Origin of the sequence: Flavobacterium sp., from assembly GCF_043756175.1 — a bacterium.
Taxonomy (GTDB): domain Bacteria; phylum Bacteroidota; class Bacteroidia; order Flavobacteriales; family Flavobacteriaceae; genus Flavobacterium.
In genome coordinates, this window is record NZ_JAYURN010000067.1 from 76,327 (window position 1) to 102,753 (window position 26,427).

A 26,427-nucleotide genomic window follows, 5' to 3' on the forward strand; every position below is an offset into this window, starting at 1 on the left:
AAAAGTTTTTTAAGTTCTAAAAACAAATCAAACAACTCTTTAAAAACGTCTAACAAACTCCATCACCAATAAAACTAATGAAATAGTAAAAAACAAATTTCTCATAATTTGAAAATATATTAATACACCTAATTATAAAATACTGGAATATATCAATAAAATTATCATTTTTTTGTGAGATGAATATATCACACAATCTTTATGATTAAATAATGTCTCACCATCTTCGAAATTGAAAATGCAAAAGTTTACTAACTTAAAACAATTATAGTATACAACTCAATTGGGTTTCGATTTTGAAATTGAAAAATCAGATTTAGAAAGTGATATTTTGATTTAATTTATTGGCGAATATTCCTCAACCTTCCAGTCCTTTTTTTGCAAGTTTACAACATGATAATGCACTTTATCTTTCTTATCGAAAGCACCATTTTTGTTTATATCTTCAATGGTTCTAAAATACAAATGACTGTTAGATTCTATCAAATTCCAGTCTATAAGTTCTTGAAAATCCGTAGCGATTTTAGTGAATTTATTTCCACTAATGTCACTTAAATAGATAGTCTTAATATCGTTAGAACTTATTTTTCCATCGTTATTAGTATCCATATCTGCTAATGTATATACAAGTACTTGCTGTTTTGCTTTATCTGAAACCGTTTTCAAATAAGTAACTGTTTGTATAAGCACTGGTTTTTCTGTTAATAAATGCAGAGAATCAGAACCTATTTTCTGAAATTTAAAATTGCTTATATAACCAGTTATTTCGTACTCACTATAATTAGAAACCTTAAAACTTTCGTCTTTATCATAAGATGATGATGCCGAACCTGAGTTAACTTTAGAGATTCCCTCAGTCATGCTATATTCTCCCATTGGATGAATTAAAAAAGGTGTTCCTTCCATCTGAATGGGTAAATCGGCAATTTTTATTTGTGTCGAATCCTTTTTTACTGGTGCAACAACGGCTTTTGCATCTTCATAAATCACCTTTGGTTTTTTAGATTCTTCTTTACAACTTACTAATAGTATTAGTATTGGAAAAATATATATTGAGAGCTTTTTCATACTTAAAAATTTATATCAAATATAACGTTTTTTTAAATTACAACTTTACATTCAGTTTCAAACTAAAGACACGAGTTGTCAAATAATTAGGCACACCATATTGAGATTTTGTATATACATCACGAACCCAAGTATTTGTAATGGTATTTTGGTTATTAAACATATTAAAAATCTCTAATCCAATAGACAAATCTTTAAACTTTTTTAGCCAATGTCCTTCTTCTTTGGCTCTAGCTCTATCTGTAAAAACATACGAAAAACCCAAATCTGCACGACGGTAATCACGCAAGCGCAACTGGTAATCGTAAGGATCCGCATACGATGGCGAACCTCCTGGCAAACCTGTATTATAAACTAAATTCAAATACATTTTGAATGTTGGAATATTAGGCACATAATCCTGAAATAGGATTCCAAACTTCAATCGTTGGTCTGTTGGCCTTGCAATATAACCACGATTGTCTATGTTTTCTTCCGTTTTTAGATATCCAAAACTCAACCAAGATTCGGTTCCAGGAACAAATTCACCATTTAGTCGTAAATCTAATCCTTGTGCATAAGCTTTGGCATTATTATCTGCTTCATATCTTATTCGCACATTGTCTAATGTATAGGGATTTACATTGGTTAATGATTTATAATATAATTCCGAAACCAATTTAAAAGGACGTTGCCACATTTTGAAACTGAAATCATTTCCTAACACAATATGTGTTGATTGTTGTGCTTTTACATTAGGAACAACCTGACCATCGGCATTTCGTAATTCTCTGTAAAATGGTGGTTGGTGATACAAACCTCCTGAAATCCTAAATAACATATCTTTGTCCCAATCTGGTTTTATTGCAAATTGCGCTCTAGGACTAAAAGTTATTTGGCTTTTGCCAGAAATATTTTCGTCGCTTACTTGCCATTGGTGAGCACGAACTCCAATATTCGTAAAAATATCGTTAGCTCCCCATTTAGAACGTCGGTTCCACTGTGCGTAGCCAGAAAATCTATTAATATTTACATAATTTGTGGCTCTTGCATTATGATAAGGCACTAGCGGTCCGTAATAAGGATTGTATGGCTGCTCATTTTTAGGTATTACAACAGGTGGATTTATAGAAAATCCAGCCGAATCGATTACTTCCCATTCTATTAATCTATCACGAATGCTTTCACGAGTATATTTAATTCCCCACTCTATTTGTTGCTCATTTTTTTTATGAAAACCTTTCACTTCGACATTTACAATTAAAGCGTCTAAATCGTTTCTAGCATGAGTCAGTTGTGATCCAATAGCTTTCGAGTAATTGACATCGCCAAAGGTATCTGAACCCAAATTAGAATCTACATCTCCCAAACGATATTGAGCCAAAATATCAAAATACTCTTGTTCGGTGGTGTGGTAAGCTGACGTTATTAATTTAAAATTAAAATTATCATTTACCGTATAAGTAGTTTTAAAAGCACCGAAAAGTGTGTTATACCTGTCTTTTTCCTGACCTTCGTAAGCAACTAAAAGCGCAATAGGTTCGCTAATTGTTCCAAAATTTGTTTGACGTGTTAGCGGAATATAATCATATTTATTCTGAGCTATATTACCTAAAAAACTAAATTGCCATTTTGTATTTGGCGTAAATGTTATATAAGATTGTACATCTAGAAAACGTGGTTTAAAGTTCGTTTCCGTTTCTTGACTTTTCACCAAAAGTGCATTATCACGATATCTAACACCCGTTATAGATGTCCATTTTTGGTTTTTTGAAGCAGTCTCTACTGCCATACTCCCACCGAGAAAACTAGCTTCTAGCGAAGCGCCAAACTTTTTAGGGGTTCGATAAGTAATATCCAAAACCGATGATAATTTATCTCCAAATTTTGCTTGAAAACCTCCAGCTGAAAAATCGATATTCTGAACCAAATCTGTATTTGTAAAACTCAAACCTTCTTGTTGTCCTGAACGAATTAAGAACGGACGATATACTTCAACTTCATTTACATAAACTAAATTTTCATCATAATTTCCTCCACGAACTGCATATTGTGTACTCAATTCATTATTCGAGTAAACTCCAGGTAATGTTTTAAGAATATTTTCGACACCTGCATTTGCACCAGGAATTAATCTAACTGCTCTGGGCGATATTGTGGTTATACCTTCTACTCGTTTTCGGCTGTTGTTTGTAATAATTACTTCGCCTATTTGTTCTACATTATTTTTTAGTACAATATTAAATTCGTAGTCTTCATTTGATTTTAATTCTAAAGAAACTACAGCAGCTTTTAGTGATATATGTGAAAACTTTAAATTAGATTTCACATTAGAAGGGATTGTTAAACTATAAAAACCATTAGTATTTGTAGTTGCTTTGTTTTCCTGAAAAGTAACATTTACACCATCAATAGGTTCATTGTTTTCGTCAAGAATAATCCCTTTTACTCTGGCAGTTTGCGCAAACGAAAAGAAGGAGAAAATGAATAAAAGTAGTGTGAATTTAGTCCTCAAAATTATTTATTTTGTTTTATTAAAATTGGATTCAAAAGTAGTAGAATTTCCCAAATTATCTTTTACAATAATTAAAAATTTATTATTACCATTTATATATACACTATCAGATAAATAATGTGTTAATCTTTTTAATTTACTTTCATATTCCATGAGAATCCATTTTCCGTTTAAATAAGCATTATATGATGCAATTCCAGATAAATCATCGGTAATAGAAACTTTTAATGTTTGTTGTTTGTCTAAGTTTGCCCCGTCAATAAAATTTGGCTTGAGTACAAGTGGCGCGATTGTATCTTTAGATAAAAAGAATTTTCCTAGTTTTTTTGTTTTAATAGTAAACAAACTATCATTCTTCAACGTTGTGTTATATTCATTTTTTAGTCCATCTAAATTAGCAATAAACATTTTTTCTTTATCGGAAGCTACCATTTTTGAAACATCGAAAGTGATTGTCATATATTCACTTACTGCAACACTATCATCATGAAGCAAGAGTTCGTTGTTTTTTACATCAAATTTTAAATAAAAATCTTCATAAAAAGTATTGGCAGGAATAAATACCGAAATCCCTTCTTTTACATAATTATTCTCGTTACGTGCTTTAAGGAAATACGCTGTTTTTAAAGCTTCACTAGCATCTCTTGAGGGTAAATTATCATACGAAATAGGAATATTTACAATGGTTTCATTGCCATGAAAATCTTGCAAAACTATTTTATAATTCATAGTAAAATTTGACGAAATATCAATAACCCCATTATTTTTAGTGTTTTTTATAATATTATTTGCGTACATATTACCCACGAAAAGCTTTTGAAAACGTTGATTTTGAAATTTATATCTAGGATAATCTATAAAATCATTAATATATTTAGTTTCATCAAACGAAAAAGAATCAAACTCATAGTTATAATATGGCATTCCGTTAAGGCAAGCGTTTAACTTAAAAACTCCGTTTTTTCCATAATTATTTTCTGAAATATCGTAAGCATTTATTCCAAAGCCAATTTTGCCCCTTGCTGAAATTTTACTAGACAAATAAGTACCGTCTTTTTGCAAAGAAAGACTAATAGCTACTGGATTTGGCGAACCATTTACCTGAGCCCCATATGATAAAGGATAAACTAAAATTTCTGAAATTTGCGGTGCTTTTGTATCAATATAACTAGAATCATAACCAAAGAACAAAGGATTAATAATTTTTTCGGATTTTGTATCTCTAATTTCAAAATGCAAATGTGGTCCTCCAGAATTTCCTGTATTTCCAGAATAAGCGATTAAATCTCCTTTCTTAACAAGAATTTCATTTGGTTTAGGAAAAATTTCTATCTCATAGCTTTTTTTTGAGTAGTGTTCTGCATTTAAAATATTTTGAATTGCTGGAACTGCTCTTTGCAAATGACCATATACTGTAGTAAATCCGTTTGGATGGTCTATATAAATTGATTTACCGTAACCACCAGTAGAAATTTTAATTCTAGAAACAAAACCATCAGCGGTAGCATAAACAGGAAATCCTTCTTTTTTTTGGGTTCTAAAATCGATTCCAGAATGAAAATGATTGGGTCTTAATTCTCCAAAAGAACCTGCAATAGCCAAAGGGATATCTAAAGGTGATCTGAAATAATCTTTTGGATATTTTTCTTGAGCAAAAACAACATTAAAAACAAATAAAAAAACAATAAGAATTCTCATAAAAAAACATTTGTGCTAATATAACAAAATAGTTTTATAAAAATTGCGGTAGAACATATTGATAACACTAACATTATAAAGGATTTATAAATTAAAACTAAGAAATATTATTATTTTTTATAAAAGTTATTGCGTTAATTGATTAGGAATAGTAACTTTGTAAAGTTATGTAATGAATTTTTATTGCAATGAGTGAGATTGGAGAAATTATTGATTCTCTTGAAATTAGGTTTCAAAAGTTTTTAAAAAAGATGGAAGATTTGCAAGATGTAAATCGAATTTTATCAATGAAACTTGAAGAATCTGAGCGATTTATTTTAAATCAAAACCAAGAAATTAAAACTATAAAAGCTAATTTCGACTCGATAAAAATTACAAATTCATTACTTGGTAGTGACGAATACAAAAGAGATACAAAGCTTAAAATAAATTCATTAATTAGAGAAATAGATTATTGTATTGCACAACTTTCTGATTAGAAAGCATAATGAGTGAAAAACTAAAAATAAAAATATCAATTGCAGACAGAGTTTACCCGCTAACGGTAGATATAAATCAGGAGGAAGGACTAAGAAGTGCTTCTAAGAAAATTGATGCTATGATAAAGAAGTTCGAACAAAATTATGAGGTACGTGACAAACAAGATGTTTTGGCCATGTGCGCTTTACAATTTGCTTCTCAAGTAGAACAAAAACAAATTGATAAGTCAACAATAGAGGAAACTACTATACTAAAACTTGGAAAATTAAATGAATTATTAGGCGAATATCTAGAAACCCAAGGCGCAGACGAACTGGCTAAAGGTAAATAATACGTTCTTAACATACACTAAAATACTACCTACATTAGTACCTATTTGATAAACTCAACACTAACAAATTAAAATGAGCAAATCATCGTAACTATAGCAAGCCAATTTAGTTTGGAAGCTTGAACTACGAGTTAGCTTAAAACTTGTCATTCCGAGTTTATGCAATACCTTCTGATGTAGGTTTTTTTATATATAAACTTAAAACAAATATGGACATTTTAACAATAATAATATCAGCAATTGCTGGAATAGGTGGTGGATTCGGTATCTCAAAATTTATAGAAAAAAAGAACGTTTCTAACTTAGTGAAAAACGCTAAAAAAGAGGCCTCCTCTATCCTAAAAGATGCAAATCTTGAAGGAGAAAACATAAAAAAAGATAAAATTCTTCAAGCAAAAGAAAAATTTATCGAACTAAAATCTGAACACGAACAAGTCATTCTAACTCGTGATCGTAAAGTCGCCGAAGTAGAAAAAAGAGTTCGTGATAAAGAATCTCAAATTTCTGGAGAATTGTCTAAGGCAAAAAAAATAAATGACGATTTTGAAGCAAAAACTAGTGAATATAACACTAAAATTGAAATCCTAGAAAAAAAGCAAGTTGAAGTAGAGAAAATGCACAAAAGTCAATTGCAACAACTAGAAGTAATTTCTGGTTTATCTACCGAAGAAGCAAAAAACCAATTAATTGAAGGATTAAAAGGCGAAGCCAAAACACAAGCTATGGCTCACATTCAAGAAACAATTGAAGAAGCCAAACTTACTGCGCAACAAGAAGCTAAAAAAATAATCATCAATACCATACAACGTGTAGGAACTGAAGAGGCCGTGGAAAACTGCGTATCTGTTTTTAACATTGAATCTGATGATGTAAAAGGTAGAATTATTGGTCGTGAGGGTCGTAACATTCGAGCTATTGAAGCAGCAACCGGTGTCGAAATCATTGTAGATGATACTCCAGAAGCGATTATTCTTTCTTGTTTCGACCCAGTTCGTAGAGAAATTGCACGTTTGGCATTACATAAATTAGTAACTGACGGTCGTATTCACCCAGCTCGTATCGAAGAAGTTGTAGCTAAAACTACAAAACAAATTGATGATGAGATTATTGAAGTTGGAAAACGAACTGTAATCGATTTAGGAATTCACGGTTTACACCCAGAATTGATAAAAGTAGTAGGGCGTATGAAATATCGTTCTTCTTACGGACAAAACTTATTACAACACTCACGCGAAGTTTCTAAACTTTGTGGTATTATGGCAGCTGAACTAGGATTGAATGTAAAACTAGCCAAAAGAGCAGGTTTACTTCATGATATTGGTAAAGTTCCAGATGCAGAAAGCGATTTACCACATGCCCTTTTAGGAATGCAGTGGGCCGAGAAGTACGGAGAAAAAGAAGAAGTTTGCAACGCTATTGGGGCACATCACGATGAGATAGAAATGAAATCTTTATTATCTCCAATCGTTCAGGTTTGTGATGCTATTTCTGGCGCAAGACCAGGAGCTCGTCGTCAGGTTTTAGATTCATACATACAGCGTTTAAAAGACTTAGAAGAAGTTGCTTATGGGTTTACTGGAGTAAAAAGTGCTTATGCTATACAAGCTGGTCGTGAACTACGTGTTATTGTAGAAAGCGAAAAAGTAAGCGATGATAATGCAGCTAATTTATCATTTGAAATCTCACAAAAAATTCAAACTGAAATGACTTATCCAGGTCAGGTAAAAGTTACCGTTATTAGAGAAACTAGAGCGGTAAATATTGCAAAGTAATATTTTTAGTTAAAATTAAAAAATGCCATTCAACTTTTGAATGGCATTTTTTTTATGATTTTGAATTTCGTTTTCGTAAAAATACTACTAAGAAATTATTTTAAAAAATCGAAAATTAAAAAACCCTAAGTACTTCATTAAAAGTAATTAGGGTTTTATTTTGTAGCGAAAACGGGAGTTGAACCCGTGACCTCAGGGTTATGAATCCTGCGCTCTAACCGACTGAGCTATCTCGCCATTTTGTTAAGGCATTCATCTCTGAATGCGGGTGCAAATATAACACTATATTTAAAGAGTGCAAATGTTTTTGATAAAAATATTATTATTAAAAATAATTTTTTTATCAAACCATAATTATATATATTACACCCAAAATTACAAACAATGGAAACCAAAATACGATACGAATTAGAATTCCCTATAAACTCGTCTCCGCAGTTATTATACCAATACATTTCAACTCCTTCAGGGCTACAAGAATGGTTTGCAGACAATGTAAACTCTCGTGGCGAATTTTACACTTTTATTTGGAATGATTCCGAAGAGAAAGCAAGGTTGTATTCCAAAAAAACGGGCGAAAAAATCAAGTTCAAATGGATGGACGAAGACAATAAAGATACCGAATATTATTTTGAGCTAAGAATACTTGTCGACGAAATCACTAAAGATGTTTCTCTTATGGTTGTCGATTATGCCCAAGCAGATGATGTAGAAGAATCGAAACTATTATGGGAAAATCAAGTTTCAGATTTGAAACATGTTATAGGATCAGTATAGTTTCTAAAAAATATTAAACTTATATTTGCTCTGAATTTTTCAGGGCTTTTTTTATGCAAAACAATCGTGCTTTTTTATATGGTGATGCAGTTTTTGAAACTGTCAAAATTTTAGACAACAAAATTCTATTTTTAGAAGATCATTATTTTCGTTTAATGTCTTCTATGCGAATTCTAAGAATGGAAATTCCTATGAATTTCACTATGGAATTCTTTGAAAACGAATTATTATCCAAAGCTAGAGCAGAAAACATAGAACTTTCAGCAAGAGCTAGAATTACTGTTTATAGAAAAGATGGCGGTTATTATTTACCCAAGAATAATAATATTGCTTTTGAAATTTCAGTTTTAAAAATTGAAAATCCATTATACACAATTCAAAAAACTAATTATGAAGTCGATTTGTACAAAGATTTTTATATCTCAAAACAGCTCATTTCTACGTTAAAAACGACTAATAAATTAATAAATATAACAGGAAGTATTTATGCAAACGAAAATGGTTTTGATAATTGCATTTTGATTAATGAAGATAAGAATATTATTGAGGCCCTAAACGGAAATATTTTTATGCTAAAAGATGGTGTTTTATCTACTCCTCCAATTTCTGAAGGTTGTTTAAACGGAATTATGCGAAAACAAATTTTAATTTTAGCAAAAACTCTCGAAAATATTGAAGTAATAGAAGCGGCAATCTCTCCTTTCGATTTACAAAAAGCTGATGAATTATTTATAACCAATGTAATTACAGGTATTCAGCCAATAACAAAATATCGAAAAAAAGAATTCGAATCGAATATTGCAAACCAACTTCTTATAAAATTGAATTTAAAAACTAGGTTGGGTTAATTAAACATAGGGTTTTCTGGTGCGTTAGACCATATCAGGTAATCACCACCTTGTTCCATTATTTTTTCACGCCAAAAATCGGTCGATGATTTTCCTATAATTTTGTTATGAAGTTCGTTTTCAGAAATAATCCAAGAATTAGACTCTAGTTCTTCTTGTAATTGTTCTGCGTCCCATCCAGAATATCCCAGAAAAAAACGAATATTATTTCGAGTAATTTTTCCTTGGTTAATTAAATCTCGTGTAGAATCGAAACAACCACCCCAATATATACCTTCAGCAATTTCGATGCTATTTGGGATTAGCTGCGGTATGTTGTGTATAAAATACAAATTATCTTGCTCTATAGGTCCGCCGTTATACACTTTGAATGTAGCAGATATTTCAGGAATTAAATCTCTTATTGTATATCCTAAAGGCTTGTTCAAAATAAATCCAACCGAACCTTCTGCATTATGATCTGCTAATAAAACAACTGATCTATTGAAAGATAAATCCCCTGTAATAGCAGGCTCTGCTACTAACAAATTCCCTTTTTTTGGTTTTACAGCTATCATAATGTTTGATTTTTATTTAAATTTAACAAATAATATGTTTATAAACCAAATTTAATCGTTAAAAAACATAAAAAAAGCCACGCAGAGCGTAGCTTTAATATTCGACAATAAAATATTATTTATTTACTGATCCTTCTAATTCAGCACCTGCTTTAAATTTCACTACGTTTTTAGCAGCAATTTTAATAGTTTTCCCAGTTTGAGGGTTTCTTCCGTCTCTTGCAGCTCTATTAGATACTGACCAAGATCCAAATCCAACTAGAGAAACTCTTCCACCTTTTTGCAAAGTTCCTTCAACATTACCTAAAAATGATTCTAAGGCTAATTTAGCAGCAGCTTTTGTAATTCCAGCTGAAGCTGACATTGCATCGATTAAATCTGATTTGTTCATAATAATTGTATTAATTGATTGGTTAATAATTTATAACTTATACATACAAATTTAAAAGGATTTCCTATTCTCACAACAGTTAAGCCGTTTTTTTACATGTTTTGTTAATAACTTTATATATTTGTTTACAAATCAGGCTTTTTAATAACAAAAATACTATTTACATGTCTAAAACACCCTTGTTAATTCCGAAAACGCAACTCCATTTAGCAATTCGTGAGCCAACATTTTCTTTTTTCCAGGGAATTGAAGCGATAAAACATGAATAAAACCACCAAGAACTGCAATTTTCATTTCTTTTTTTGTTGTTAATATACTTCCTATTGCATAATCATGCGAAAGTAATTCTGGTTTAGTATCGTATATTTTGATACTATATTCGTTTTCTCCGTCTTTCAAATTACACCAAGCCGAAGGATAGGGACTCAAACCACGAATTAGATTGTATACTTCTGTTATGTTTTTTGTGAAATCTATTTTACAATTGTCTCTGTCTAATTTATAAGCAGTTTTTATACCTGAAGTATCTTCTTGAATTGTAGTTTTTACATTTCCGTCAGCAATTTTATCTAAAGTTTCTAAAACTGCATCGCAACCTAAAACCATTAATTTGTCATGCAATTCGCCAACGTTTTCAGATTCGGAAATTTCTAATTCCTTGCTTAAAATCATGGCGCCAGTATCTATCTTATCATCAATAAAAAAAGTAGTTACACCAGTTTTTGTTTCGCCATTTATAATTGCCCAATTTATAGGCGCTGCACCGCGATAATTTGGCAAAAGTGACGCATGTAAATTAAATGTTCCTAATTCTGGCATCGCCCAAACAACTTTCGGTAACATTCTAAAAGCAACGACGATATGAAGATTTGCATTTAAATATTTTAATTCTTCCAAAAAAGCTTCGTCTTTTAAATTTGTTGGTTGCAATAAAGTCAACTTATTTTCTAAAGCATATTCTTTGACTGCCGAATATTTTATCTTCTGACCTCTTCCTGCTGGTTTGTCGGCAGCAGTGATTACGCCTACTATTTCGTGTTGATTTTGTTTTACAATGGCATCTAGAATTCCTACTGCAAATTCTGGCGTTCCCATAAAAACGATTCGTAATGCTTTCATTTCTTAATTAAGTATAAATTGATTTTTTGAATTAATACTAATAATATCATGTTCTATTAGTTGCTTCAAAATTTTTAATATTTCAGATTCTTCTATATGTAATGTTTCGATTAATGTTCTCGAATTCATTGGGTTTTTAGTCAATAATTGAATGATTTTATTTCTAATTTCTTCAGAATTATATGTTTTTTCTTTTTTATTAGAACAATAAGAACAAACGCCACAATAATTAGTTATTGTTTCTCCAAAATATTGCAAAAGCAATTTACTCTTACAAGTATCTTTGTTTGAAACATAGTTTACAACCGATTGTAATTGGTTTTTCTTGACTAAATTTTGTTTTTCAAGATGTTTCGAAACCCTATTGATTGTTCTGTCATCTTCACGAACTTCTAGAAATGTTATTTTCGATTCATTCTTTTGTGAAAAATAATCGATAATATCCATTTTTTGTAATTTCTCTAACAAAATTAATACTTTAGCTTCGGATGTATTCGCTTTTTTTGCAATAAAATCGGTATTAATATTGGTTTGCAAATCGAAAATTCCTGGATAAGTCCTTAAAATGGTCGAAACTATAGGCTCATCGTCAGGATTTAAACTAATATATCTGATTACTTCTTTAGACTCAATTAGAAATTGAACCTGAGCTTTCTCCGAAAATTCTTGCGAAAGCGAAATAATACTTTGCCTATCTAGAAACTGAAGCGCATTATAGGTTTTTAATACGGGTAATTTGTAATGACTACAAAATTGATTCAAATTGAATGAAAACTCTTCGTTAATTCCTTCTCCATAGGCGATTCGAAGATAATTACATAATTTTACAAAAACATTTTTCAGAAAAATAGTATCCGGTAAAACTGCTATAAATTGGCTTTCTGCCATAATAATGTCTGAAGGTGAACTAATTAAAATCGCGAATGCTTTTTCTCCGTTTCGTCCAGCTCTTCCTGCTTCTTGGTAATAACTTTCTAAGTTTTCGGGTAAATTTATATGAATAACCGTTTTCACATTGGGTTTATCAATCCCCATTCCGAAGGCACTTGTAGCAATCATGACGGTTTTCTCGTCACACATCCACGAATTCATGTTTTTTTCTTTCTCTTTTACCGATAAACCAGCGTGGTAAAAAGTAGTTTTATGACCCAAAACTGATAAATGAGAAGCATATTCGTGACAGTTTTTTCGATTTCGAACATAAATAATAGCCGATTCTGGATTTTTTTGTAAAATCTGATTCAGTTTGTATATTTTGTCTTCGGCTTGAATAATGAAGTAGCCTAAATTATTACGAGCAAAAGATTGTTGAAAAACTTTTGGATTTTCCAACCCTAATAATTCAATAATATCATCTTTAACTTGTGGCGTTGCCGAAGCCGTAAGCGCCACAAAAGGAATTTTAAAAAAATGAGCTTTTAAGTTTTTAATCTTTAAATAAGACGGTCTAAAGTCATGTCCCCATTGCGATACACAATGCGCTTCATCTATAGCAATAAGGGAAATAGGCAAAGCTTTTATTCTGTTAAGAACCCAATCTTGTTCTAATCTTTCAGGAGATAAATACAAAAATTTGTAATTACCAAACTGACAATTATCTAACAAATTTATTAATTCGTCTGCCTTTATAACACCTGTTAGCGCAATGGCTTTTATATCTCGAGATTGTAAATTATTTACTTGGTCTTTCATTAAAGCTACCAAAGGAGAAATCACCAAACACAATCCATCATTTACCATTGCAGGAACCTGAAAGCACAATGACTTTCCGCCGCCAGTAGGCATAAGTCCAAAAGTATCATTTCCTTCCAGAACTGAATGGATAATATTATCCTGAACAGGTCGAAAAGAATCGTAATGCCAATATTTTTGAAGAATTTGTAATGCTCTTTGCATTTAAAATTTAGATTTCAGATTTTAAATTTTAGATTTTTTAGAATCTAAATTTGATCTAAGATAAAAAGAATTCTGTTATCTACGCTATCTTTTGGGACTTCGATAAGATTGTAACCGTATTTTTCGTAAGTTTCTACAAGGTGATTGTAAATAAGTTTTGCCTGTTCGTAGTTTTCATAACGCTCATTATCAGCAATATAAATATCTTCCCAAGGTGGTAAAATAAATATTTTAGTATATGTATTTTTGCGACAAGCTGTGTCAAAAAAAGCAGGATAACTATCACCTATATAATGCATATATGCTAAAACATCTGGAATTCCTCGATCAAGAAAAACAACATTATGAGGTTCGTTTTGTGCATTTACGAATTGTTTTTTTCTACCTTCTAGTAATAATTCGCTAAAAAGCAATGGGTTTTCTAGAAACAATTGCTCTATTCCTTCTTTTTTTGCTTCGAGAATAACTTCACGCGAAATTTCGGGATAACAGCAATAACCCTTTGCTAGCAAACCATCTATGATTGTAGTTTTGCCAGTTCCTGGTCCACCTATGATAACAACGATTTCTTTTTGCATTTTTCTAGAAATAAGGGGCAAAGATAATTAAAAATTGCGACCCGAGCAAAGCGAACAGGCCAAGCAATTTAAAATTACGAATTACGAATAAAAAAAAACAATTTTTAGCATTAAAACTTTACAAATATGTAATACAAAAACCTAGCTAGGCCTGATGCTGGAATTGCAGGAGCTCTTCGTCTCGTCATTAAAAACTGGACGAAAGCAACTTCCAGCAACAGGAATTTAGATACCAAAAAAGCCTGAGCAATTCGCTTCAAAAAATCCTGATTTCTATTGCTAAAATTGTATATTTGCTTTTATTTTAAGTTGAAGAATGGATAAGAAAGTTGAGGAATTCTACGAACGATTGAAAGTAGAATTAGATAATAGTAATACTTGGCCTGCGGAATATTTGTTTAAATTTATTGTCCCTACAGTTGATGATAATGTAGCACGTGTCGAAAACGCTTTTAATTGTTTGGGCGCAGTGATAAAAACTACAAAGTCTAAAACAGGCAAATTTACTAGCATATCTGTAGATGTGACTATGAAAGATGCCGATGAAATAATTGCTAAATACCAAGAAGTAGGTACTATAAAAGGTATCGTTTCCCTATAAATATGAATACAAAATATACAAAAGAAATTGCTGGCGATGTGGTTCAGTATTTAGAATATAATTCGGAAAGAAAACCGCTTATTATTCCTGAATACGGTAGGTATTTGCACGTTCTAATAGACCAAGCAACAGCTATCGAAGACAGAGCAGAACGTAATAAAGCTGCGAAATATATCATATCGGTGATGGGAAATTTGAACCCACATTTGCGTGATGTTTTAGATTTTCAGCACAAGTTATGGGATCAAATATTTATCATGTCTGATTTTAAATTAGATGTCGATTCTCCATATCCTATTCCGTCGCGCGAGGTTTTAAAAATGCGTCCTGATCCTTTGAAATATCCTCAAAATTTTCCTAAATATCGTTTTTACGGAAACAATATTAAGTACATGATTGATGTGGCAAACAAATGGGAAGATGGCGAATTGAAAAACGCATTGTGCAAAGTTATTGCTACGCACATGAAGAAATCTTATTTGAGTTGGAACAAAGACACCGTAACTGACGAAGTTATTTTCGAACATTTATTAGAATTGTCTGACGGAAAAATAAACTTGACTCAAAGCACGGAAGAGTTGTTAAACTCTAATGATTTGATGCGAACTAACAAACGCATGTCGAACAAAATTCAGACAAACAATAATAATGGTAAGCTAAAAATTGTAAAAAATGGCAAACCAAAACCTTTTGTAAAAAATAATAACAATCCGAAATAAATAGTTTGAAAATCGAATCGCATTTTTGTAATTCGTAATTCGTAATTCGTAATTTAAGATAAATGGGGACTTTTAAAATAGAAGGCGGTATCCGACTAAAAGGAGATATACATCCGCAAGGAGCAAAAAACGAAGCATTGCAAGTTTTATGTCCAGCATTACTAACTTCCGAAAAAGTTAGAATAACTAATGTTCCGGACATTATTGATGTAAACAAACTCATTGTTTTGCTTGGAAATTTAGGCGTAAAAATTCAAAAAAATGGACCTGGTGATTATACTTTTCAGGCAGATGAAGTAAATATTGATTATTTAAAAACCGAAGCTTTCAAGAAAGAAGGAGGTTCACTTCGTGGTTCTATTATGATTGTTGGTCCGTTATTGGCAAGATTTGGTTGTGGATACATTCCTAAACCAGGTGGAGACAAAATAGGAAGACGAAGATTAGATACGCATTTTGAAGGATTCATCAATCTTGGTGCTAAGTTTAGATACGAAAGAGAAGACCATTTTTATGGTGTAGAATGTGAAGGCAAACTAAAAGGTGCTTATATGTTACTTGACGAAGCATCGGTAACTGGAACTGCAAATATTGTAATGGCAGCAGTTCTTGCCGAAGGAATAACAACAATTTATAATGCTGCTTGCGAGCCATATTTACAACAATTATGTAAGATGCTAAACTCAATGGGCGCAAAAATTTCTGGCGTAGGATCGAACTTATTAACTATAGAAGGAGTAGATTCTCTTGGAGGTTGTGAGCACAGAATTTTACCAGATATGATCGAAATTGGTTCTTGGATTGGTCTTGCAGCTATGACAAGAAGTGAAATAACTATCAAAAATGTTTCTTGGGAAAACTTAGGTATTATTCCAAATACTTTTAGAAAATTAGGTATTACTTTAGAAAAAAGAGGCGACGATATTTATATTCCAACTCACGAAAATTATGAAATAAAAACCGATATCGACGGTTCGATTCTTACCATTGCCGATGCCCCTTGGCCAGGATTAACTCCCGATTTATTGAGTATTATTCTTGTCGTGGCAACTCAAGCAAAAGGAGATGTTTTGATACACCAAAAAATGTTCGAAAGTCGTTTGTTTTTTGTGGACAAACTAATAGACATGGGTGCAAAAATTATGCTTTGTGATCCACACAGAGCCGTAATTATGGGACATAATTTCGAATCGCAACTAAAAGCAACAACAATGTCATCGCCAGATATTAGAGCAGGAATTTCTTTGTTAATTGCTGCACTTACTGCAAAAGGAACAAGTACAATTCAAAATATAGAACAAATAGATCGTGGATACGAAAGAATTGACGAACGTTTAAGAGCAATTGGCGCAAATATTGTAAGAGAATAAATGAACTTAAATCAAGTTACAATTTCAGTTAAAAATGTAGAGCAATCTATTAATTTTTACCAGAATTTGGGTTTAAATCTCATTGTAAAATCTTTGCCCGACTATGCTAGATTTGAATGTGTCGATGGTTATGCTACTTTTTCTTTACATAGAAATGAAGAGGCTAACAACGGAACTTGGATTTATTTTGAAGTTGACAATGTTGATATTAAAATAAATCAACTTTTAGAAAACAATTTTATCATAGACGAACTTCCAGAAGACAAGCCATGGTTGTGGCGAGAAGCCAGATTGAAAGATTTAGACAATAATATTATTATAATTTATAACGCAGGGAAAAACAGAAAAAGTCCACCATGGCGTATATAATACTAACAAATCCCATTACTTTCGTTTTGGGATTTACTTTTTAAACTATATGGAAACCTATATTATAATTTTACTTTGTATTGCCTCATTTTTTGCTGGATTTGTAGATGCAGTTGTTGGTGGTGGCGGATTAATTCAGACTCCAATTGCATTAATTTTATTGCCTAATTTTCCAGTCTCTTCTATAACAGGATCACTAAAAATACCTGGAATTAGTGGTACGAGTGTTGCTGCTTATCATTATTTGAAAAATGTAACCATGAACTGGAAATTATTAATCATCATGGCTCTTTTTTCTTGTGCTTTTGCTTTTATGGGTTCCGAATTGTTAACGCTAGTGAGCAATAATTTTATGAAGCCTTTGTTATTTGGCATTCTTATTTTATTAGCGATTTATACTTTTATCAAAAAAGATTTTGGGCAACATCAAATCAAAGAATTATCAGAAACTAAGATGATACTTCTAGGTATTATCATCAGTTCTTTTATTGGATTTTATGATGGATTTATTGGCCCTGGAACGGGAAGTTTTCTTGTAGTAGCGTTTATCACCATTCTTGGTTTCGACTTTTTGCATGCTTCTGCCAATGCAAAAATGGTCAATGTCGCCTCTAATATCGGTTCAATTACTTTATTTATTATGAAAGGAAAAATCATTTGGCTCATAGCAATTCCTATGGCATTTTGCAACGCCTTTGGTGGTTGGTTGGGTGCAAAAACAGCAATAAAAAAAGGAAATGGTTTTATTAGAGTTTTCTTTTTGCTAGTTGTTATTGGAACTTTGATTCGTTTTGGATATGATGTTTTTTTTAAAAGGTAGTTTTTTTAAACACAAAGAACACAAGGTTTTTCCTTCGCCTGTTTGTCTTTTAGGCTCGGGTCACGAAGTTCACAAAGATACACTAGATTATTTATTTTGATAAAATCCGTATCAATAGATGTTTTGTATTTCTTAATATTGTTCAACTTTTCTTAAATAACTTGTATCAATTTCGACTGCTTCGTCAACTTTAAAAAATAATGACGGATAACTTTCAATTACACCATTTTCTAACTTTCTACGCTTAATTTCTGTAACTTTTCCTTTTAAGCGAAATACTTTGTACAAATCAGTAAAGTTTACCGTGTCTTTCCAAAGTTTTGCAAAGTAGTTTCTATCAGTAAAAGATAACTCCCGATTTAGAATATGATTTGGAGGTATAAGATATGATTTTGAATTATCAGTATTTACAGCTAATGTATCTATGTTATGTAATATTTGGTTAGATAAATAAACTATTCCACTGTCAATTGTAATTTCTCCACTTCTTGTGGATTCCATATGATGAACAAGTATGGTTGTGGTACATGTGTCACAAACTTTATATTCATCACTAAAAGTAATTTTTTCTTTTATCAATATTTCTTTATTTGACTTGTTATTACAAGCAAGTAAAAGAGGAATTAAAACTAAGGTCAAGTATTTCATAGAAATTTTACTATTTATATTTTGTGCTTACCCTAATCCAAAACATTCAAAAATTTTAATCCAAAAATCACACCATCGGTCTTAAAACCATTCTGATACGAGCGAATATAATCTAATCTAAAGATTTTAAATTTCCCGAAACCTAAATTATCCAATCCTGCCGAAAACTCATGATAAGGAATTTTGTTAGGAACCGAAAGATTATGATAACCTAAAATTAAATTCGATTTTAATTTATTTAATAATGGAATTTTATTTATAATAAAACCTTTATCATCATACTCAGTATGAACTTCAAAAAAAGCATCATTGGTACTGTTTATATAATACGGCATCAAGTTAAAAACATTTAAGTAATCATTTGTTTGCCCAATTCTAGTTTGGTTTCCTGCAAAATGTTTGTAATCTACAAATGAAATATTATCTGCGTTGAAGAATTTTCCAGCGATCACATTTATACCCAAATGGTCTTTGTTCCCTAAAGTAAAATCTTGTGTTACTTTTGCTTCTAAATAATCAAAATTATAATTGCTTTGGCTTCCAGCAAAACCTTTTTCATAAGTAAAATAAAGAACTGGATATTTATCATTTGGGATATTAAATTTTCCGTCAGGACGAGTCCAATATTCTTGACCAAAGTTTATTTTTCCTGTTATCTTTCCTTTTGCCAAATTATGTTTTACAATAGCTGGAGTCAAATTATCTAAAGGCAATAACGGATTGTTTGAAGTGTACAAATCATCGTTCTTTATGATTGTAAAATCCGTATTGTTATACAACGGTTTTCTTTCGGAATAGTCGAAATTGGTATAAACTGAAAAACCGTTTACCACTTCTTGGCTATAACTTAATTTGACAAAATTCTTATCAAATAATTTCATATAATTATCTTTAAAAAACAAAGTACTAACTGAGTTTACAATATCTGAAATTGGTTTTTTCTCGTTAAATTGAGTTGCTTCGCTTCCAACAGAAATAGCAAAAAAAGGATTATTATGATTGTTGAATTTTTTAGAGAAATCAGCAACCATTCTTAATTTTGTTTCAGCAAAACCATAATTAAATTTTGTTCCAAAATTTGTATAAGTTCTATCGTCAGGATTTCTTTTTGTATATGACAATCCCGCGGATAAGTTATAACCTTGAACCGTGTTAAATCGTAATGAAGTTAATGGACCACTATAATTTATAGTTGTGTTTTTGTACGAGTTTTTATAAATATAACCCGATAAAATTTGTTGAACATGAAACTTATTTTCTTTCTTGTCTATCGAATCAAGATACGTTTTCGATTTTCTTAAAATTTGAATACTGTCTTTCTTAACATAATCGGTACTTTCCTCAGTAGTTAAAGGAATAGGCCGAATCGTATTCCAGAAACTATCTTCTTTTTTGTTCGAATCTATTTCGAAAGTAAGTACTTCTCTGGTAAATGTTTTTTTGTCGAATTTTGGTTCAAACTCAAAATTACTATATACATAAGTAAAACGTCCTGAAACATTAATTCCCAACATTCCTGCAATAAAATCTATGCTTTGCGTATTTTTTGTCCAAATGTTATCCGTTTTATTGTAACTAAAACTTTGTTTCAAAACCAAATTATCAAGTGCGGGAGTTTGCATTCGGTAACCTTTCAAATCAACATCAACAGCATAAATTGCCCACGAATCTTCTACAATATATATATAACCTTCTACAACTGGCTCAGTATCACGACGAGGAATTACCTTTATTTTATTTACTTGTTGCTTGTCTTCGTTATAAAAACTGCCTTCCATTTTAAATTTATAATAATTGAAAGCATTGACGCTAAGTGGCGAAATTATACTGATTTCGAAAGGCAAATAATTTTCATAAAAATCGAAATCGACACCAGCAGCATTGTTAAAACTAAAACCATTGTCTTTACCGCTAACTTTAGATGCGATTATGGTTTCTTTCATCTTATCGGGCTTCTGAAAATTTAATCTCGAAACCGTTTCCGATAAATACAAAATTCCAGTCCTGGTAGAATCTAAAGCACCATCAAAATCACCAATCTCTTGACCTAAAATTTTCTTAGGCGCATCTTTTATTCTCATAAGTCCACGAGAATAAAAATCGGCATTGTATTTTGCGGTTTTTGCAGAGTTTTGCTTTTTTGCAACAATTGCATTCCGTATAATTTGATTAGCTGGATTTTCCTGATTGTTTATAATCACTTCGTTTAAAGCAAAATTTTCTTCGACCAACTTTACATTCAATTCATAAGGAAAAACTTCAATAGTAACTGGAATTTTTTTAGTTTTAAAACCTAAATATTGAAAAACAACAGTATATTTCCCTGTTTTCTTTACATTTAATTCATAAAAACCTTTTTCGTTTGACGAAGTGTTATTATATGAATTTTCGATAAAAATAGTAACTGAAGGAAGTGGTACATTTTTATCATCGGTTACTAATCCCTTTATTTGCGCATTAGAAATAAATGAAAATAACAAGACAAGAAACAAAATATTTTTTTTCATAATGCTTTTTTTACTGCTGATACAAACTTAAAGCATCTTAAGAAAGCAGGAAATTAATTAACAAAAAATTATTGATGATATTGTGATTCAGATTATGAGATTCCTCGTTCCTCGGAATGACAAAATGGGATTAATAACTACAAAAACGACTCCAATGCCAATTCATAGCTTTTTATACCAAAGCCTATAATAACTCCATTTGCATTTGGCGAAATATAAGACTGATGGCGGAAAGTTTCCCGAGAAAAAGTATTCGAAATATGCACTTCTACTGCGGGAGTAGTTATCGCTTTCACGCAATCACCAATTCCTATCGAAGTATGTGTGTAGGCACCAGCGTTAAGAATTATACCATCATAAGTAAAACCAACTTCTTGTAACTTGTTTATAATTTCACCTTCTATATTAGTTTGATAATAATTTAATTCGACCGTAGGAAATTTAGTTTTTAATTCTTCAAAATACGCTTCGAAATCTTGATTTCCATATATTTCAGGTTCTCGTTTTCCTAAAAGATTAAGGTTAGGTCCGTTTATGATAATAATTTTCATACGTAGTTGATATTTATTTTTTATTGGAATATGGTATATTTATGAGAAGATCTTAATTTAGCATTTGTGACTTAGTTATCATAAATATTTCATGGCTTGTTTTTTTGTAAAAATAAAAAAAGCATTCCAAATAAATGAGTAGTTAACATAATTTATACTGTAATAATTAGCTTGATTAATTATAAATTTTGATTAACATCAGATTGTCCCAAATTTTTTAGATAATTTAAGATTACCTTATATTTAGCTTTTCAACAATTTTCTTACAAATTTGTGTATTGAAAATTAAAAAACTTTTTAACAAAACAGCTTTGTGATTTATCTAATAAAAAACAAAAACAGTCATAATAATTAGTAAGCGAAGGCCTTAATACTAAACAGAAAATTATTTTTGTAGTCCAAATTATAAATTCATCTAACTAAATTTAGTTAGATTTGGATTAGATGAAATATATAAGTATTTGACTGTTAAATAAGTATTAAATTGTTAATAACTTTTGCTAACTGTAGATTAACCGTCATTTGATTTTAATATTTTTACATAAATTAATTTTAAAACAAAAACAATGAAAAAAGTATTATTAACTGCAGCTGCAGTATTCGCATTTGGTTTTACTAATGCACAAGAAATTAAATTTGGAGCTAAGGCTGGATTAAATTTATCTACAATCAAAGCAACTCCTCCTTCAATTAATGGAGCAATTGTTATTGCACCAGATAACAAAATGGCTGTAGGATTCCACGTTGGTGGTTTTGCAGAAATTGGAATAACTGAAAAATTTGCTTTCCAACCTGAATTATTATTTTCTATGGAAGGTTCAAAGTTTGAAGCTAATGAATCTGGTTCTGAAACTTTTGGTGGAGATACTTACACTTACTCTGATGTAAATAAAACTACAGTTAAAACAAGTTATATCAACATACCTTTATTAGCAAAATTTAAAGCTACTGAAAAATTATTTTTTGTTGCAGGTCCACAATTAGGATTTTTAATGAGTGCTAAAAGAGATTATACAAACACATATTCTGAGACTTTCAATGGTACAACTGAAACAGAAACCACATCAGTAAATGGTGTAGACATCAAAAAAGATTTAAAAGGTGTTAACTTTGCTTTAGATTTAGGAGCTGGTTATTTCTTTACTGACAATATCTTTGCTGAAGCTAGATACAACATAGGTTTATCTAATGATGCTAAAGAAGTTAAAGAAACTTTTAATGGAGTTGAATATTCTTACCAGCCAGTTTACAAAGCTAGTTCTATCCAAATTTCTTTTGGTTACAAATTCTAATCTAATTCTAGATTAAAATAAAGAATACTGGAAATCCCGTCTCGTTTTACTACGAGATGGGATTTTTTTTCATAAACACAACATAAAAATAGATTGTAAATTATAGCTAACTGACTATCAGTGCTATATAAACAAATCTGTCGAAAGTTATTTATTTACTTGTTTTTTTAAACAAAATACTATTAAATTTGCTCTGAATTTAAAATTTAAATAAAATGAAAAAAGTATTATTAACTGCTGCTGCAGTATTTGCATTTGGATTTGCTAATGCACAAGAAGGTACAACTACTAGTGATTACAAACCAACAAAAGGAACTGTAACAACTGAAGTAGGTTTGACAGGTGGTTTAAACAACACTGATTTTGATCTTAACACTGGAGTTTTAAAGTTCAGATATTTCTTAAAAGATGATTTAGGTCTTCGTTTAGGTTTTGCAACTAATTCAAACAAAACTGAAGAAATTGACAATTCAGATTTAACTAATGTAGCAACTTTAATTAACAAAAGATCAGATTTAACTTTAAATTTAGGAGTTGAAAAGCATTTTGCTGGTTCTGATAGATTATCTACTTACGCAGGTGCTGATTTATTAATTGGTTTTAGAGGTGCAAGTACTGAATACACTGAAAATAATTATTCTTACAATGTTGATGGTGCTAATGACTCTAATGTTAGTGGTAACTTCACAAATAATGGTGGTAATTATTTTGGTTTAAGATTATTAACTGGTGCTGACTACTATATTGCTAAAAAAGTATTTTTAGGAGTTGAAGCTGGTTTAAACATTGTTACTGGTAAAAATAAAGACATTGAAATCACAGAAACTGCTCAACCAAATGTTAGCATTACTGGAGGTAAAAATTCTGGAATTTCTACAAATGTAATTGGTGGTGTTAGAATTGGTTACCAATTCTAGTATTTCTGAATATTATATAAATTAAACCACGCTAATAGCGTGGTTTTTTTATGCCCAAAAATTTCGTTACTTTGTCATAATGAATTGGAAAAGCTACATTAAAAACTTTCAATCCTATCTAAAAATAGAAAGAGGATTGTCTAAAAATTCTATCGATAACTATGTGCTTGATATAGAGAAATTAAGTAATTATTTATCAGATAATGATATCGATGTTTCTCCAGTAAAAATAGACGACGAAACGATTCAGCAATTTATTTATGAAATTTCTAAAAGTGTTAATCCACGCTCGCAAGCCAGAACAATTTCTGGGTTAAAAAGCTTTTTCAATTATCTTATTTTTGAAGATTATCGTCCTGACAATCCTTTAGAGCTTATAGAAACCCCAAGATTAGGGCGAAAACTACCTGACACTTTGAATATTGAAGATATAGACAGACTGATTTCCGCTATCGATTTAACAACAAATGAAGGCGAGCGCAATCGTGCTATGTTAGAAACTTTATACGCTTGCGGTTTGCGTGTTTCGGAGCTGGTTTCTCTAAAAATTTCCGATTTATTTTTTGACGAAGGTTTTATAAAAATTACAGGAAAAGGAAACAAACAACGATTTGTTCCTATAAGCGAACACACGCAAAAATATATAGAAATCTATAAAAATACCGATAGAAATTTACTCCCAATTCAGAAAGGTCACGAAGATACTTTATTCTTAAACCGAAGAGGTAGACAATTGACCAGAGCCATGATTTTTACCATTATAAAAAACTTAGCTATTGAAATTGATTTGAATAAAGTAATCAGTCCACATACTTTCCGACATTCGTTTGCCACACATTTGCTGGAGAATGGCGCCGATCTAAGATCTATACAGCTCATGTTAGGACATGAATCGATAACTACTACCGAAATTTATATGCATGTAGACAGAAAGCATTTAAGCCAAGTCATGCAAACTTTTCATCCGAGAAGTAAATAAACAATTACGAATTACAAATTATGAATTCTTTTGTTCGTCAATTCAAACCCATTTTGTCAGTCTGAGCTTGTCGAAGACCTTTTTTTAAAATGCACTTCGACAAGCTCAGTGTGACAAATAATTATTGAAGCAAATTCTTCAATTCCTCAAAACTTACTTTTTGTTGTTCACCAGAAACTAAATTTTTAATAGAAAACTTATCGTTATTCATCTCATCATCACCAACAATTATAGCTAATGGAATACCACGTTTGTCTGTATACTGAAACTGTTTGGCAATTTTGACATTGTCAGGATACAATTCGACTTTTGTACCTAATTTTCTCAATTCAGTGATGGCTTTCATTGCATATTTTGTTTCTTCTTGACCAAAATTCAAGAAAATAGCTTTAGAAGTTGTCGTTACTGTTTCTGGAAACAATCCTAATTCTTCGATAACTAGATAAATTCTATCCAACCCAAAAGAAATCCCAACGCCACTCATGTTTTTTAGTCCAAAAATACCGGTTAAATCATCGTAACGACCACCACCACCTATAGATCCCATCGAAACAGCCTTTGGCGGAGCTACTTCAAAAATTGCACCAGTATAATAATTTAATCCTCGAGCAAGCGTTACGTCTAAATCTAAAATAGCAGAATTTAATCCTAAATTAGAAACATTATCGCAAATAAATTGTAGTTCTTCAACACCTTTCATTCCTTCGATAGAATCAGCAAGTAGAACAGATAATTTCACTATTTTTTCGGAAATAGAACCTGTAAAATTGAATAATGGTTGCACTTTTTCTATTGCAGTTTCAGAAATTCCTTTTTCGATCATTTCTTTTTTTACGCCGTCCTCTCCTATTTTATCGAGTTTGTCAAGTGCAACCGTAAAATCTATTAATTTATCCGATGCGCCAATCACTTCGGCGATTCCAGATAATATTTTTCTGTTGTTAATTTTGATGGTTACGCCATTTAATCCTAAATCGGTAAAAACGGAATCATACAATTGTACCAATTCTACTTCTTGCCATAATGATGTCGAACCAACAACATCGGCATCGCATTGATAAAATTCTCTAAAACGTCCTTTTTGCGGACGGTCAGCACGCCAAACAGGTTGTATTTGGTAACGTTTGAAAGGAAAAATAATATCGTTTTGATTCTGTACAACATACCGTGCAAAAGGAACTGTTAAGTCGTAACGAAGTGCTTTTTCAGAAATAGTTGACGTTAACTTATTACTATCTTTAGCTTCTAAAATCTCTGTATTTGCTTTAGCCAAATAATCCCCAGAATTCAATATCTTAAAAATTAATCGGTCGCCTTCTTCTCCGTATTTTCCCATTAAGGTTTCGGAATTTTCGAACGAAGGTGTTTCGATAGGTTGGAAACCAAATTTCTCGAAATGAGTTCTCATTTTCTGAATAATATATTGGCGTTTTGCAACTTCTGCAGGCGAAAAATCACGGGTTCCTTTTGGTATGCTTGGTTTCATTTAATTTTAGATTTCAGATTTTAGATTTCAGATTTGGAGGTTCTCGCATGAAAATCTAAAATCTAAAATCTAAAATCATAAATTGAACCGCAAATATCTTGTTTTTTAGCCTATTTATAAAATTTTAAATAGAAACTTGTAACAAAATCTGTAAATTCG

General features: G+C 31.1%; 25 protein-coding genes and 1 tRNA gene. 13 read left to right on the forward strand and 13 right to left on the reverse strand.

Annotated elements, in window-relative coordinates; all coding sequences use genetic code 11:
- Positions 1-336 precede the first annotated feature (336 nt).
- Genes ACH2BP_RS04870 through ACH2BP_RS04880 form a run of 3 tightly spaced genes read right to left on the reverse strand, consistent with a single transcriptional unit; the run spans position 337 to position 5,260 of the window.
- On the reverse strand, positions 337-1,068 hold the full coding sequence (locus tag ACH2BP_RS04870) for a hypothetical protein (RefSeq protein ID WP_395057573.1): 732 nt from the start codon (positions 1,066-1,068) through the stop codon (positions 337-339).
- A 37-nt stretch (positions 1,069-1,105) separates the two neighbouring features.
- Positions 1,106-3,562 carry a carboxypeptidase-like regulatory domain-containing protein gene (locus ACH2BP_RS04875; RefSeq protein ID WP_395057575.1) on the reverse strand — a complete coding sequence of 819 codons (2,457 nt, stop codon included), beginning with the start codon at positions 3,560-3,562 and terminating at the stop codon, positions 1,106-1,108.
- Positions 3,563-3,568: 6 nt separating this feature from the next.
- Positions 3,569-5,260, reverse strand: coding sequence for a M23 family metallopeptidase (locus tag ACH2BP_RS04880; RefSeq protein ID WP_395057577.1), 1,692 nt, complete (start codon positions 5,258-5,260; stop codon positions 3,569-3,571).
- Positions 5,261-5,448: 188 nt separating this feature from the next.
- Here ACH2BP_RS04880 and ACH2BP_RS04885 point away from each other — a divergent pair, with 188 nt between their 5' ends.
- The 3 genes from ACH2BP_RS04885 to rny all read left to right on the forward strand — a co-directional run bounded on the left by ACH2BP_RS04885 (position 5,449) and on the right by rny (position 7,843).
- Complete coding sequence (locus ACH2BP_RS04885; protein ID WP_395057579.1) at positions 5,449-5,739, forward strand: hypothetical protein; 291 nt, start codon at positions 5,449-5,451, stop codon at positions 5,737-5,739.
- Positions 5,740-5,747: 8 nt separating this feature from the next.
- Entirely contained in the window at positions 5,748-6,071 is a 324-nt protein-coding gene (locus ACH2BP_RS04890; RefSeq protein WP_395057581.1) for a cell division protein ZapA, read from the forward strand.
- Between the two features lie 209 nt (positions 6,072-6,280).
- Complete coding sequence (gene rny / locus ACH2BP_RS04895; protein WP_395057582.1) at positions 6,281-7,843, forward strand: ribonuclease Y; 1,563 nt, start codon at positions 6,281-6,283, stop codon at positions 7,841-7,843.
- 163 nt (positions 7,844-8,006) lie between these two features.
- Here rny and ACH2BP_RS04900 read toward each other — a convergent pair.
- Positions 8,007-8,080 (reverse strand) — tRNA-Met (locus tag ACH2BP_RS04900).
- 147 nt (positions 8,081-8,227) lie between these two features.
- On the opposite strand from ACH2BP_RS04900, the gene ACH2BP_RS04905 reads away from it, so the two are divergent.
- Together ACH2BP_RS04905 and ACH2BP_RS04910 are read left to right on the forward strand one after the other, a co-directional pair.
- Positions 8,228-8,620 (forward strand): START-like domain-containing protein, encoded by a 393-nt coding sequence (locus tag ACH2BP_RS04905; protein ID WP_395057584.1) that lies wholly within the window; start codon positions 8,228-8,230, stop codon positions 8,618-8,620.
- A gap of 53 nt (positions 8,621-8,673) precedes the next feature.
- A complete protein-coding gene (locus ACH2BP_RS04910) occupies positions 8,674-9,468 on the forward strand; it encodes an aminotransferase class IV (RefSeq protein ID WP_395057586.1) in 795 nt (264 codons plus the stop codon).
- On the opposite strand, the gene ACH2BP_RS04915 is transcribed toward ACH2BP_RS04910, so the two are convergent.
- The 5 genes from ACH2BP_RS04915 to ACH2BP_RS04935 all read right to left on the reverse strand — a co-directional run bounded on the left by ACH2BP_RS04915 (position 9,465) and on the right by ACH2BP_RS04935 (position 14,009).
- A complete protein-coding gene (locus tag ACH2BP_RS04915; RefSeq protein WP_395057588.1) occupies positions 9,465-10,025 on the reverse strand; it encodes a YqgE/AlgH family protein in 561 nt (186 codons plus the stop codon). The two genes, ACH2BP_RS04910 and ACH2BP_RS04915, sit on opposite strands and share 4 nt — an antisense overlap.
- A 115-nt stretch (positions 10,026-10,140) precedes the next feature.
- On the reverse strand, positions 10,141-10,416 hold the full coding sequence (locus ACH2BP_RS04920) for an HU family DNA-binding protein (RefSeq protein WP_091477041.1): 276 nt from the start codon (positions 10,414-10,416) through the stop codon (positions 10,141-10,143).
- A 168-nt stretch (positions 10,417-10,584) separates the two neighbouring features.
- Entirely contained in the window at positions 10,585-11,535 is a 951-nt protein-coding gene (gene fmt, locus ACH2BP_RS04925) for a methionyl-tRNA formyltransferase (protein WP_395057591.1), read from the reverse strand.
- Between the two features lie 3 nt (positions 11,536-11,538).
- On the reverse strand, positions 11,539-13,431 hold the full coding sequence (locus tag ACH2BP_RS04930; protein WP_395057593.1) for a RecQ family ATP-dependent DNA helicase: 1,893 nt from the start codon (positions 13,429-13,431) through the stop codon (positions 11,539-11,541).
- Between the two features lie 44 nt (positions 13,432-13,475).
- On the reverse strand, positions 13,476-14,009 hold the full coding sequence (locus ACH2BP_RS04935) for an AAA family ATPase (RefSeq protein WP_395057595.1): 534 nt from the start codon (positions 14,007-14,009) through the stop codon (positions 13,476-13,478).
- A gap of 316 nt (positions 14,010-14,325) precedes the next feature.
- On the opposite strand from ACH2BP_RS04935, the gene ACH2BP_RS04940 reads away from it, so the two are divergent.
- The 5 genes from ACH2BP_RS04940 to ACH2BP_RS04960 all read left to right on the forward strand — a co-directional run bounded on the left by ACH2BP_RS04940 (position 14,326) and on the right by ACH2BP_RS04960 (position 17,888).
- The gene (locus ACH2BP_RS04940) at positions 14,326-14,610 is read left to right on the forward strand and encodes a DUF493 family protein (protein ID WP_395046108.1); all 285 of its coding nucleotides are present in this window, start codon (positions 14,326-14,328) and stop codon (positions 14,608-14,610) included.
- A 2-nt stretch (positions 14,611-14,612) separates the two neighbouring features.
- Positions 14,613-15,329: a DUF4290 domain-containing protein gene (locus ACH2BP_RS04945; RefSeq protein ID WP_395057597.1), complete on the forward strand. Its 717-nt coding sequence runs from the start codon at positions 14,613-14,615 to the stop codon at positions 15,327-15,329.
- Positions 15,330-15,391: 62 nt separating this feature from the next.
- Entirely contained in the window at positions 15,392-16,699 is a 1,308-nt protein-coding gene (gene murA, locus ACH2BP_RS04950; RefSeq protein WP_395057599.1) for a UDP-N-acetylglucosamine 1-carboxyvinyltransferase, read from the forward strand.
- Positions 16,700-17,068 carry a VOC family protein gene (locus tag ACH2BP_RS04955; RefSeq protein WP_395057601.1) on the forward strand — a complete coding sequence of 123 codons (369 nt, stop codon included), beginning with the start codon at positions 16,700-16,702 and terminating at the stop codon, positions 17,066-17,068.
- A 49-nt stretch (positions 17,069-17,117) separates the two neighbouring features.
- Positions 17,118-17,888, forward strand: coding sequence for a sulfite exporter TauE/SafE family protein (locus tag ACH2BP_RS04960; protein WP_395057603.1), 771 nt, complete (start codon positions 17,118-17,120; stop codon positions 17,886-17,888).
- Between the two features lie 132 nt (positions 17,889-18,020).
- Here the strand turns inward: ACH2BP_RS04960 and ACH2BP_RS04965 are convergent, their stop codons facing one another.
- The 3 genes from ACH2BP_RS04965 to ACH2BP_RS04975 form a co-directional block, all read right to left on the reverse strand.
- Positions 18,021-18,536: a hypothetical protein gene (locus ACH2BP_RS04965; RefSeq protein ID WP_395057605.1), complete on the reverse strand. Its 516-nt coding sequence runs from the start codon at positions 18,534-18,536 to the stop codon at positions 18,021-18,023.
- A gap of 32 nt (positions 18,537-18,568) precedes the next feature.
- Entirely contained in the window at positions 18,569-21,043 is a 2,475-nt protein-coding gene (locus tag ACH2BP_RS04970; protein ID WP_395057607.1) for a DUF5686 and carboxypeptidase regulatory-like domain-containing protein, read from the reverse strand.
- Between the two features lie 137 nt (positions 21,044-21,180).
- On the reverse strand, positions 21,181-21,594 hold the full coding sequence (locus tag ACH2BP_RS04975) for a type II 3-dehydroquinate dehydratase (protein ID WP_395057609.1): 414 nt from the start codon (positions 21,592-21,594) through the stop codon (positions 21,181-21,183).
- A gap of 566 nt (positions 21,595-22,160) precedes the next feature.
- Between ACH2BP_RS04975 and ACH2BP_RS04980 the strand changes: the two genes are divergently transcribed.
- The 3 genes from ACH2BP_RS04980 (at position 22,161) to xerD (ending at position 24,782) form a co-directional block, all read left to right on the forward strand.
- The gene (locus ACH2BP_RS04980) at positions 22,161-22,886 is read left to right on the forward strand and encodes a porin family protein (RefSeq protein WP_395057611.1); all 726 of its coding nucleotides are present in this window, start codon (positions 22,161-22,163) and stop codon (positions 22,884-22,886) included.
- A 215-nt stretch (positions 22,887-23,101) separates the two neighbouring features.
- Positions 23,102-23,803, forward strand: coding sequence for a hypothetical protein (locus ACH2BP_RS04985; protein ID WP_395057613.1), 702 nt, complete (start codon positions 23,102-23,104; stop codon positions 23,801-23,803).
- Between the two features lie 79 nt (positions 23,804-23,882).
- On the forward strand, positions 23,883-24,782 hold the full coding sequence (gene xerD / locus ACH2BP_RS04990) for a site-specific tyrosine recombinase XerD (protein WP_395057615.1): 900 nt from the start codon (positions 23,883-23,885) through the stop codon (positions 24,780-24,782).
- A 121-nt stretch (positions 24,783-24,903) separates the two neighbouring features.
- Here the strand turns inward: xerD and hisS are convergent, their stop codons facing one another.
- Positions 24,904-26,268: a histidine--tRNA ligase gene (hisS, locus tag ACH2BP_RS04995; RefSeq protein WP_395057617.1), complete on the reverse strand. Its 1,365-nt coding sequence runs from the start codon at positions 26,266-26,268 to the stop codon at positions 24,904-24,906.
- Positions 26,269-26,427: the final 159 nt, after the last annotated feature.